Genomic DNA, 10,316 nt, shown 5'->3' on the forward strand with positions numbered 1-10,316 from the left:
AACCCAGGTGCAAATGCTCATGTGCCGTAAAGTAACATAATGGCAAAGACCAATGACAGCTACCACTATTCCTAAAAATTATTTTAATCTTCCTATTGACTTTAATTTTATTTATGATATATTAAATATAATTAAAAACAACAAGAAAGGAGAATTTATTTGGAGATAGATAAAATCCCTCAATGGATACTTGCATTAGAACCAGAGGACGCAACTTTTCTAAAGAACTTTGTTCTGAAATCAGGTTCACTGAAAGAAATTGCACGTTTGTACGAAGTTTCTTATCCGACAGTCCGACTTAGGCTGGATAAACTCATTCAAAAAATTGAATTAAGTGACCAAAAGGAGGAAGAACCGTTTTCAACATTTATCAAAGGGTTAGCGGTTGATTCACGAATTGATTTGGAAACCGCAAAAATCATTATCGAAAAATATAAACAGGAAAAGGAGAAAAAATCATGAATACAGTTATGACATTGGTTATCGCACTCGCTGTTATTGTACTTCACGTTTGGTTGTGCCACAGAAGCCCCAAATTTTGGTATTTAGGAGGTATCATTCCCCTTTTATGGATTGGTGTGCTGGTATTTCTGTTTTTCAATGACAAAATCAATTTTGGAGAAGATTGGAAAATGATTATTTTCCCGACACTTATCTTTTTCCTGTTTTGGATTGAGGGGCATCAAGCAGCTAAGAAAAAAGAAATTGACAAAATGAAAGCAAAAGATATTTAAATAGATAGCAAAGCCAGCCGAGCCAGTCAACGGTCAAGATGAACGGCACATACGCGCCGCCGTTGACAGCCCCGCCCGCCTTTGCAAAAGGGTAATCAAGGGGCGACAGCAAGGAGTGCTGCCGCCCCTGTTTATCATAAATGCAGCCCGTCAACCATGCACAAGCCTTTGAGGAAAGGGGGAATTTCTATGACCTGTACAGAAGAATACAAGGAGCATATCGAGTACACGTTCCATGCTTTTTGTAAAGTCGTTATCCGTAACGCTATGTGTACTGCTGTCAGAACAAGGAACCGCAAATACAAAAGAGAAATATCCCTTGAATACCTCACAGAAGAAAAATACCACCCTTTAGGCACAAACGATAAATATTTTCAAGCCCCGGAGCCAAACGAGGAATACATAGTCCACCTTTGCGGAGATACGGTTATCTTGAATAACGGCCTGCTGGTACAAGCCCTCTCCCGTCTGCCGGTAGAAGAACAAGAAATGCTTTACCTGTCCTTTTACCGCCGCATTTCACAGGAGAAAATCGGCAAGCTGTACGGGCGCAGCCGCAGCGCGACCGGCCGCCATATCCGTAAGTCGATACAGCGTCTTTATGAGGAAATGGAGGGAATGGCGCATGAGGAATAGCCGACTTCTCCCCTACGAAACAATCGTAAAAGCCACCAGCGGCGAGCCGGAGGCGGTCAACGCTGTTTTACAGCATTACCGGGGGCTTATCTGTTATTACTCTCTTGTTGATGGACGGGTAGACCGGGACACAGAGGAATACATCACAGAAAAGCTATTGACCGCAATCTTCAAATATGAGTTTGGCAGATAACGCCGCATACAGCTATACTTATGTGACGAAATAGAGTATAATAAAGCCAGTGACAAATTGGAAGTTGTGGAGGTACTAATGTGAAAATAAAAAAGATTCATCAAGAATTTTCTGTTTGTAGAGAATGAGGAGTTTACTTATGAAAGAAAAAAGCAAAGCTATTAAACTATATCTTATTCTGATATTTGCAGTATGCTATGGGCTTGGAGTGATTGAATTTTTCACTGGAATGGGAAAAGCCTATAAGTTTTTGGGCATTGGATTTACATTTTTTCCTGTTTTGAGCGCGTTAATAACAAGACGAATTACAAGCGAAAAAAGCAGTTATTTCTTATCATTAAAAGTATGGAAGAATAAGAAAATATGGCTGTTATCAGCAGTTGCTCCGGGAATACTAATTGTGTTGGGAAGCGTTTTATATTTTTTGTTGTTCAGAAATGAGTATAGTGGTGTATTTGCGTATGGACGGCTGATTGGAAATGACGATGTAATGATTGTTGACAATATTTTTGTGTTTGCTATTGTATTCATCATTGCCGCTGCACTTATGATACCGATACAACTGATTGAACTGGGCGAAGAAATCGGATGGAGAGGTTATTTACTTTCTTTACAGGCTGAAAAGTATGGCAGAAGAAAAGCGGTTCTTATAAATGGTTTCGAGTGGGGACTTTCACATCTTCCCTTGATATATTTTGGCTTTAATTACAGCCTTGATAATTTTGGCGCACCGTGGACAAATATGCTTATGATGATACTGGTGTGTATGGTGTTTGGCACGTTGTTTTCATACGTCACCATCAAAACAGGAAACTGTATGTATGCGGCTATTATGCACGGAGTAGTAAATACAATCGGTGAAATGCCGGTTTTGCTGACTTATGATATAAACTCAACGTTGCTTGGCCCAAATCCAACAGGAATTATTGGAATGAGTTTTCTTTTGATAGCGGCAACTTTATTTTTTCTAAAAATTGAAAAGAAACGTAATTAGATGTTAAAGCCATATCTGTAAGGACAAATCCCAGTTTATCAAACTGTAAAAATTGGAAGTTGAAATGAGGTGACTGTGATGTTTATATTTTTATCTGTTTGTTCACTATTAGTACCATTATCTATGATTTTATTGGGATATACATGGAAAGATAATCCACCTAAAGATAGACAAGGAATTTCGGGATATCGGACTACCATGTCAAGGTTGAATGATGAAACATGGAAATATGCACACAAATATTGGGGTGGAATAAATTTTGTTTTAGGAATTATTCTGGCAATACTATCGTTTTTGGTTTTGATTTTAATGAAAGACGATACAAACTTTGAAATGATTTCTGTCTATTTGGTGTTTTTACAATTAGGAATTGTGGCACTTACAATTATTCCAACAGAATTTTTGCTACATAAGCATTTTACAAAGCAAGGCAGGAAGAAATAGACAACTCCCTGTTTGTGAAACTAATTGAATAATCTACCGCCACCGGCGGCAGCGAAAAGCAGTAAGTCTGAAAAGATTTGCTGCTTTTTTTGTCGTCCATTTGGCATTTTGAAAAGTTGTCCGTCTTTAGGTACAAAGAGAAAAATTTTATGAAATCCCCGTCATTTTTCCTTTTTCATGGTTTGTAGGGAATAGGGAGGGATTTCCATTCTGTTTGCATTAGCATTTCCCACGCCGCCGGAACTATAAGAAACGAGAGAAAATTTGTAAAAATTCCCGAACAGCGGGCAGAAAAGGCCTCTCCAAGTGTATCTTTAGCGGAAAGGAAGAACAGCGGGTAAAAACCGCCGTCCCATTCGCTTTATGAGCGGCAAAAGGAAACGGCACACCGCAGCCCCACCCCCGCCGCAGCCGGATATTTCCCGCCGGTATCAGCGTTTCCCGCCCCCGCGCCGGGGCTATGTGCCGGATAAGGGGAAGTCTGCGGCTTACTTAGAGCAAGTTTCTACCACAGTACCAAAATTCGCTTACCGCTCATTTTGCCCCTGCGGGAAACTTGTTGGGGAGTGCCTTCCCCAAACCCTGCTATGGCGGCTTACGCCGCTTATCCCCGCCGCGCTCATGCGGCAAAGAAAGGAGGTCACGACCATGCGAAAGAAATACAACACGCCCCACCGCAGCCGCGTTGTGAAAACCCGGCTGTCCGAGGAAGAATACGCCGACTTCACAGAACGGCTTGCCCCTTACGGTATCAGCCAGTCCGAATTTCTTCGGCAGGCCATACGGCGCACTACCATACGCCCCGTTGTCCATGTGTCGGCAGTCAATGATGAACTGCTGGCCGCTGTCGGGAAGTTAGCCGCCGAATACGGGCGGATCGGCGGCAACCTCAACCAGATAGCCCGGTATCTGAACGAGTACGGCGCACCCTACAACGCCCTCTCCGGCGAGGTACGCGCCGCCGTTTCCGACCTTGCCGCCCTCAAATACGAGGTCTTACAGAAAGTAGGTGACGCTGTTGGCAACACTCAAGCATATCAACTCTAAAAACGCCGACTACGGAGCCGCCGAGCGTTACCTCATGTTCGAGCATGACGAGTTTACCATGAAACCCGTCCTTGACGAAAACGGGCGGCTCATTCCCCGCGAGGACTACCGGCTGTCTGCGCTGAACTGCGGCGAGGAGGATTTTGCCGTTGCCTGTATGCGTTCCAATCTCCGCTATGGGAAGAACCAGCGGCGGGAGGACGTAAAGAGCCACCACTATATCATCAGCTTTGACCCCCGCGATGGCCCGGACAATGGCTTGACCGTAGACCGGGCGCAGGAATTAGGCGAACAGTTTTGCCGGGAGCATTTCCCCGGCCACCAAGCCCTTGTATGCACCCACCCGGACGGGCATAACCACAGCGGCAACATTCATGTGCATATCGTCATTAACAGCCTGCGGATAGAGGAAGTCCCGTTCCTGCCCTACATGGACAGACCGGCGGACACAAAGGACGGCTGTAAGCACCGCTGTACCGACGCTGCCATGCGCTACTTCAAAGCCGAGGTTATGGAGATGTGCCACCGGGAGGGGCTTTACCAGATAGACCTCTTGAACGGCAGCAAGAACCGCGTCACAGACCGGGAATACTGGGCGCGGAAGAAAGGGCAGCTTGCCCTTGATAAGAAGAACGCCCCCATGATTGCGGATGGTATCACGCCCCGGCAGACCAAGTTTGAAACCGATAAGGACAAGCTGCGGCAGGCTATCCGCGCCGCCCTGTCCGCGTCCACCTCTTTTGTGGGATTTTCCGAAAAGCTACTGGAAACCGGCGTGACCGTCAAGGAGAGCCGGGGGCGGCTGTCCTATCTCACGCCAGACAGGACAAAGCCCATTACCGCCCGGAAGTTAGGGGACGATTTTGACCGCGCTGCCGTCCTTGCCGTTCTGGAACAGAACGCCGCCAGAGCCGCCGAACAGCCCGCAGCCATAGCGGAATACCCTCACGCCGGGAAAGAGCGTCCACAGCCCACAAAAGCCGCCAAAACCGCCCCGGAACAGGACAGCTTACAGCGGCTTATCGACATTCAAAAGAAACTGTCCAAGGGCAAGGGGCGCGGCTATGAGAAGTGGGCGACCATGCACAACCTCAAACAAATGGCGGCGACGCTGAACGCCTACCAAGAGTACGGCTTTACTTCCCCGGAAGAACTGGAAACAGCCCTTGCCGCCGCCCATGCGGGGCTGCGGGAGGTTTCCGGGGAACTGAAAAAGCTGGAAATCCGGCTGGCCGGGAAAAAGGAGTTGCAGCGCCAAGTGCTGGCCTTTGCCAAGACCAAGCCTGTCCGGGACGGGCTGAAAGCCCAGAAGTCCGAGAAAGCCCGCACAGCTTACCGGCAGGCACACGAAAGCGAATTTATCATAGCCGACGCAGCCGCCCGGTATTTCCGGGAGCATGGCATTTCCAAGCTGCCCGCCCGGAAAGCGTTGCAGGCCGAGATTGAGGGGCTTATCGTCCAGAAAGACGGGCTGTATCACGACTACCGGGAGCAGAAAGAGCGCGTCCGCCACCTTCAGACCGTCAAGGACAATATCGATCAGATGTTACGCCGGAATGAGCCGCAGCGCGGCAGGCGGCAGGATTTAGACCGATAAAAACCGCCCTGGACTGATACCGAGAACCTACAAAACGGACTGCCGGTACTTCCCCTATTTGCAATACCACCCAGCTTTTTCAAGGGGCGTACAGGGCAGAAAAAACTTGAAAATGACACCGAAACGATACACAAAACGCCGTCTATCCCATTACCCCGATAGGAACGGCAGAAAGGAGCCGCTATGCCGAGAATGAGTAAGAAACGCAAGCAGGAATGGGCGTTTTTCCTCAATGAGCGCAACCGTATCACATACAATCCCCTTTGCCGCAAGTGCCGCCGCACCTGTAAGCAGAGTTTCCGGGCGACCATTATCGACTGCCCGCCCTTTGTTTCCAAGAGGGCAAAGCCGCCCGCCGGGAAAGGAGGCGACTCTTATCGCTGAATATATCACAGCCGAAACAAAGCTGCCGCCCTACCTGCCCTATCCCCGTTTCCTGCTGAAAATGGACATCTCCCAGACCGCCAAGCTGCTGTATGCGCTGCTGTTAGACCGTTCCACCCTGTCGCAGAAGAACGGCTGGCAGGACGACGAGGGCAGGATTTATGTGTTCTATCCCGTCGCGGAGATAGCGGAGATACTGGACAAAAGCACCATGACCGTCCAGAGCGCACTAAAGGAACTGGATATGGCGGGGCTTTTAGAACGGGAACGGAGCGGCTTTTCCGCCCCCAACCGGCTGTATGTGAAACTGCCGCCAGTCCTAAAGATTTCTTTACCTATGACCTATGAAAAACTTTATATCAGTCCTAAAGAAAACTTTACAGATGATGTAAAGAAAACTTTAGATATGACACAAAGAAAACTTTACCCTAACCAAACTACTATAAACAACCTTACAGAGAGCCAAACAATGGGAGTGAGTGGGGAGCCGCCCGCCCCCGCCTATGGACGCTATGGAAATATCTATCTGTCAGAAACCGAGTACGCCGAGTTGCAGGCCGACTTCCCGGATAAGCTGGAACGGCTTATCGAGGAAATGAGCCGCTACCTTGCCGCCAATGGGAAAACCTACCAGAACTACGCCGCCGCCCTGCGGATATGGGCAGACAATGACAAAAAGGGAGCAGGAACCGGCCTGCCGGACTACTCATGCGAGGAAGGAGAGAGCCTATGAACGCCACATTTTCAAATATGACCGCCGCCCCGGAGCCGGAGGACTACACCGGCGAGGACGGTTTGCTGTACTGCGGCAAGTGCCGTAAGCCCAAAGAATCCTATTTCCCGGAGGGAAAGACGCTGTTCGGGCGTGACCGCCACCCGGCAGAGTGCGACTGCCAGCGGAAAATCCGGGAGGAACGGCAGGCCGCCGAGGAACGCCGCCGCCACCTTGACGCCGTAGAGGAATTGAAACGCCGGGGCTTTCCCGACCAGACCATGCGGGGCTGGACATTCGAGAATGACAACGGCCAGAACCCGCAGACTGCCACCGCCCGCCGCTATGTGGAGGAATGGGAACGGGAATACGCGGAAAATCTGGGCTGTCTGTTCTGGGGGAGCGTCGGCACCGGCAAAAGCTACCTTGCGGGCTGTATCGCCAACGCCCTCATGGAGAAAGAAATCCCCGTCTACATGACGAACTTTGCCGCTATCTTAAATGACCTTGCCGCCAGCTTTGAGGGCAGGAACGAGTACATTTCCCGCCTTTGCCGCTATCCCCTGCTTATCATTGACGATTTTGGCATGGAGCGCGGGACGGAATACGGCTTAGAGCAGGTTTACAACGTCATAGACAGCCGCTACCGCAGCGGCAAGCCCCTAATCGTTACCACCAATTTGACCTTGCAGGAATTACAGCACCCAAAGGACACCGCCCACGCCCGGATTTATGACCGGCTGATTGAGATGTGTCCGCCCGTCCGCTTTACCGGCGGGAACTTCCGCAAGGGGAAAGCGCAAAGTAAGCTGGAACGATTGAAAACGCTGTTAGCCGGAGGAAAGGAGAACTGCCTATGACAGAACGAAAAGCAGACCGCGCCGCCCGCCGCCCGGACTGCGTGACGGAAATCCGCATGGGGAACACCGTCCTTGTTGTGTCCGGCTTTTTCAAGGAGAGCAGCACCGAAACCGCCGCCGACAAAATGGAAAAAGTGCTGAAAGCCGAAACCGCTACACAACAAACGAACTATCCGGCGTGAGCCGGAACATGGAAAAGCGACCACGCCGGGGAGCGTGGCCGCTGGAAATCATTTTTTGGCACAATGCCTTATCTCATGTGCAAAAAGCACAACAGCATAGATGCCGCAAACTAAAAGAATTATATCTTCATATGCACTAAAAATCACAGATTTTATTCCTGTAAGTCCCCAAATCGCCAATAGTGCAAGAAGAAGTTTGTTTTTCTTTCTGTAACCAGCATATATAGTTATTCCTAAACTAACGACCGGACAAGGCATAATGTGTGTCACTATCTGAGGGAAACGATTTCCTAACAAGAAAGAAATCAGCGGGTAAAAAAGATAAAGCAACAACAAAAAATATTGCCAGCCATTAGGTTTTATTAGCGTATCGTTTTTGTTGTGCCAGCTTTCATACAAAAATAGGAAACCGCAGAGCAGGTACAACGGAAGTGCAAAATACTTTTGGATGGGTTCTGTTCCGTACCATGCAAAGAATACAACACCTATAAACAAATGGATAATTCCAAGAGCAAATTTAGCACACCATTTTATTTTTGTAAAATAAGACAATATCGCAGTTATAACAATAAACAAAAATAATCCTATTTGAACTGTTATTGTCTGTTGATTGTAAGTACCGATAACATTCCAAAAAGCTTGTGCGTCCATGCCCCACCTCGACTATGATTTATGAAGTTTAGTATATCACAAAATCATGAACTTTTCTATGTGCTAATTTGCTTCGCTAAAACTGTCAATTTAACAAATCATAAAGAATCAACTTTGACGATTTTACCGCTATACAGACAGCCCTGTTCCGTGGTACAATCAAGCTACGGAATAGTGGGGCTGGCTGTCGGAAACGGAGGAATTTATGTTAAGACGAGCCACCCAAAACCTCATTACCGCCCTTTATCCGAGATTGTCCCATGAGGACGAATTGCAAGGCGAGAGCAATTCCATATCCAACCAAAAGCGGATTTTGGAAACTTACGCCAAGCAGAACGGCTTTACCAACCTGCGCTGGTACACCGACGACGGCTTTTCCGGCGCGAACTTTGACCGCCCCGGTTTCCAAGCCATGCTTGCGGACATAGAGGCCGGGAAAGTCGGCACCGTCATCGTCAAGGACATGAGCCGGTTAGGGCGAAACTACTTGCAAGTGGGATTTTATACGGAAATGCTGTTCCCCCAAAAGGGCGTGCGGTTTATCGCTGTCAATGACAACGTGGACAGTGAAAACGGCGGCATGGACAACGATTTTACCCCGCTGCGGAATCTTTTTAACGAATGGCTGGTGAGAGATACGAGCAAGAAAATCAAGGCTGTCAAGAGGGCCAAAGGCATGAGCGGAAAGCCTGTTACCAGTAAGCCGGTATATGGCTACCTCATGGACGAGGACGAGAATTACATCATGGACGAGGAAACCGCCCCGGTAGTACAGAAGATTTACCAGCTTTGCCTTGCGGGGAACGGCCCGACCAAGATTGCCCGTATGCTTACGGAGCAGCAAATCCCCACGCCGGGGACGCTGGAATACCGCAGGACGGGCAGCACCCGCCGCTACCACCCCGGCTATGAATGTAAGTGGGCGACCAATACCGTCGTGCATATCCTTGAAAACCGGGAGTACACCGGCTGTCTGGTAAACTTCAAGACGGAAAAGCCCTCTTACAAGACCAAGCACAGCGTAGAGAACCCCATTGAAAAGCAGGCGATTTTCCCCGGCCACCATGAGCCGATTATCGACGCGGAAACATGGGAGCGTGTGCAGGAGTTACGCAAGCAGCGCAAACGCCCGAACCGCTATGATGAAGTGGGCTTGTTTTCCGGTATGCTGTTCTGCGCCGACTGCGGCAGCGTCCTCTATCAGCAGAGATACCAGACGGACAAGCGGAAACAGGACTGCTACATCTGCGGCAGCTACAAAAAGCGCACCCGCGACTGTACGGCGCACTTTATCCGCACCGACCTTTTGACCGCCGGTGTCCTCTCCAATCTCCGGCAAGTGACGGAATACGCCGCCAAGCATGAGAGCCGCTTTGTAAAGCTGCTTATCCAGCAGAACGAAATCGGCGGCAAGAGAAAGACCGCCGCAGCCACCAAGCAGCTTGAACAGGTACAGGAGCGCATTTCTGAAATCAGCCGCATTATCAAGCGTCTGTATGAGGACAACGTAAGCGGGAAAATCAGCGACGAGCGTTTCATGGAACTGTCCGCAGACTACGAGCAGGAACAGCGGGAACTGAAAGACCGCGCCGCCGGTTTGCAGGAAGAACTGGACAAGTCGCAGGCCGCTACCGTCAACGCGGAGAAATTCATGGGGATTGTGAGAAAGTACCTTGCCTTTGAGGAACTTACCCCCACCCTCTTGCGGGAAATGATTGAGAAAATCGTTGTCCATGAATCGGAATCCCTTGACGGGAAACGTCGGGGAAAACTCCGCAGACAGGAAATCGAAATCTATTATTCTTTTGTCGGCAAGATTGACTTGCCGGAATAAACGCCCGACCTATCCGACACAATGCGCAAGTGCCGGATAGGAACGGCA

14 protein-coding genes are annotated in these 10,316 nt (G+C 49.0%); 13 read left to right on the top strand and 1 reads right to left on the bottom strand.

Annotated elements, in window-relative coordinates; genetic code table 11:
* The first annotated feature begins 159 nt into the window (after positions 1-159).
* The 12 genes from DW694_RS16510 (at position 160) to DW694_RS16560 (ending at position 7,783) form a co-directional block, all read left to right on the top strand.
* Positions 160-462, top strand: a complete 303-nt coding sequence (locus DW694_RS16510; RefSeq protein WP_117493705.1) for a DUF2089 family protein — start codon at positions 160-162, stop codon at positions 460-462.
* Complete coding sequence (locus tag DW694_RS16515; protein WP_117493706.1) at positions 459-734, top strand: hypothetical protein; 276 nt, start codon at positions 459-461, stop codon at positions 732-734. The genes DW694_RS16510 and DW694_RS16515 overlap by 4 nt, the downstream gene beginning before the upstream one ends.
* 189 nt (positions 735-923) lie before the next feature.
* Positions 924-1,370, top strand: coding sequence for a sigma-70 family RNA polymerase sigma factor (locus DW694_RS16520; RefSeq protein WP_117493707.1), 447 nt, complete (start codon positions 924-926; stop codon positions 1,368-1,370).
* Positions 1,360-1,563, top strand: coding sequence for a helix-turn-helix domain-containing protein (locus DW694_RS16525; RefSeq protein ID WP_117493708.1), 204 nt, complete (start codon positions 1,360-1,362; stop codon positions 1,561-1,563). The genes DW694_RS16520 and DW694_RS16525 overlap by 11 nt, the downstream gene beginning before the upstream one ends.
* 139 nt (positions 1,564-1,702) lie before the next feature.
* A complete protein-coding gene (locus DW694_RS16530; protein ID WP_173022076.1) occupies positions 1,703-2,557 on the top strand; it encodes a CPBP family intramembrane glutamic endopeptidase in 855 nt (284 codons plus the stop codon).
* Positions 2,558-2,635: 78 nt separating this feature from the next.
* Positions 2,636-3,001 carry an SdpI family protein gene (locus tag DW694_RS16535; RefSeq protein ID WP_242985526.1) on the top strand — a complete coding sequence of 122 codons (366 nt, stop codon included), beginning with the start codon at positions 2,636-2,638 and terminating at the stop codon, positions 2,999-3,001.
* A 648-nt stretch (positions 3,002-3,649) separates the two neighbouring features.
* Positions 3,650-4,048, top strand: coding sequence for a plasmid mobilization relaxosome protein MobC (gene mobC, locus DW694_RS16540; RefSeq protein ID WP_117493710.1), 399 nt, complete (start codon positions 3,650-3,652; stop codon positions 4,046-4,048).
* The gene (locus tag DW694_RS16545) at positions 4,020-5,645 is read left to right on the top strand and encodes a relaxase/mobilization nuclease domain-containing protein (protein WP_117493711.1); all 1,626 of its coding nucleotides are present in this window, start codon (positions 4,020-4,022) and stop codon (positions 5,643-5,645) included. The genes mobC and DW694_RS16545 overlap by 29 nt, the downstream gene beginning before the upstream one ends.
* Before the next feature lie 183 nt (positions 5,646-5,828).
* Positions 5,829-6,029 (top strand): hypothetical protein, encoded by a 201-nt coding sequence (locus DW694_RS17365; protein ID WP_242985527.1) that lies wholly within the window; start codon positions 5,829-5,831, stop codon positions 6,027-6,029.
* Positions 5,974-6,762 carry a replication initiator protein A gene (locus tag DW694_RS16550; protein ID WP_270672297.1) on the top strand — a complete coding sequence of 263 codons (789 nt, stop codon included), beginning with the start codon at positions 5,974-5,976 and terminating at the stop codon, positions 6,760-6,762. The genes DW694_RS17365 and DW694_RS16550 overlap by 56 nt, the downstream gene beginning before the upstream one ends.
* Positions 6,759-7,601 (top strand): ATP-binding protein, encoded by an 843-nt coding sequence (locus DW694_RS16555; RefSeq protein WP_117493713.1) that lies wholly within the window; start codon positions 6,759-6,761, stop codon positions 7,599-7,601. The genes DW694_RS16550 and DW694_RS16555 overlap by 4 nt, the downstream gene beginning before the upstream one ends.
* Entirely contained in the window at positions 7,598-7,783 is a 186-nt protein-coding gene (locus DW694_RS16560; RefSeq protein WP_117493714.1) for a transposon-encoded TnpW family protein, read from the top strand. Before DW694_RS16555 ends, DW694_RS16560 begins: the two co-directional genes overlap by 4 nt.
* 48 nt (positions 7,784-7,831) lie before the next feature.
* Here the strand turns inward: DW694_RS16560 and DW694_RS16565 are convergent, their stop codons facing one another.
* The gene (locus DW694_RS16565; protein ID WP_117493715.1) at positions 7,832-8,434 is read right to left on the bottom strand and encodes a DUF6064 family protein; all 603 of its coding nucleotides are present in this window, start codon (positions 8,432-8,434) and stop codon (positions 7,832-7,834) included.
* Positions 8,435-8,639: 205 nt separating this feature from the next.
* Between DW694_RS16565 and DW694_RS16570 the strand changes: the two genes are divergently transcribed.
* On the top strand, positions 8,640-10,268 hold the full coding sequence (locus tag DW694_RS16570; RefSeq protein ID WP_117493716.1) for a recombinase family protein: 1,629 nt from the start codon (positions 8,640-8,642) through the stop codon (positions 10,266-10,268).
* Positions 10,269-10,316 lie beyond the last annotated feature (48 nt).

Origin of the sequence: Ruminococcus sp. AM26-12LB (assembly GCF_003480785.1) — a bacterium.
GTDB lineage: Bacteria > Bacillota > Clostridia > Lachnospirales > Lachnospiraceae > Blautia_A > Blautia_A fusiformis.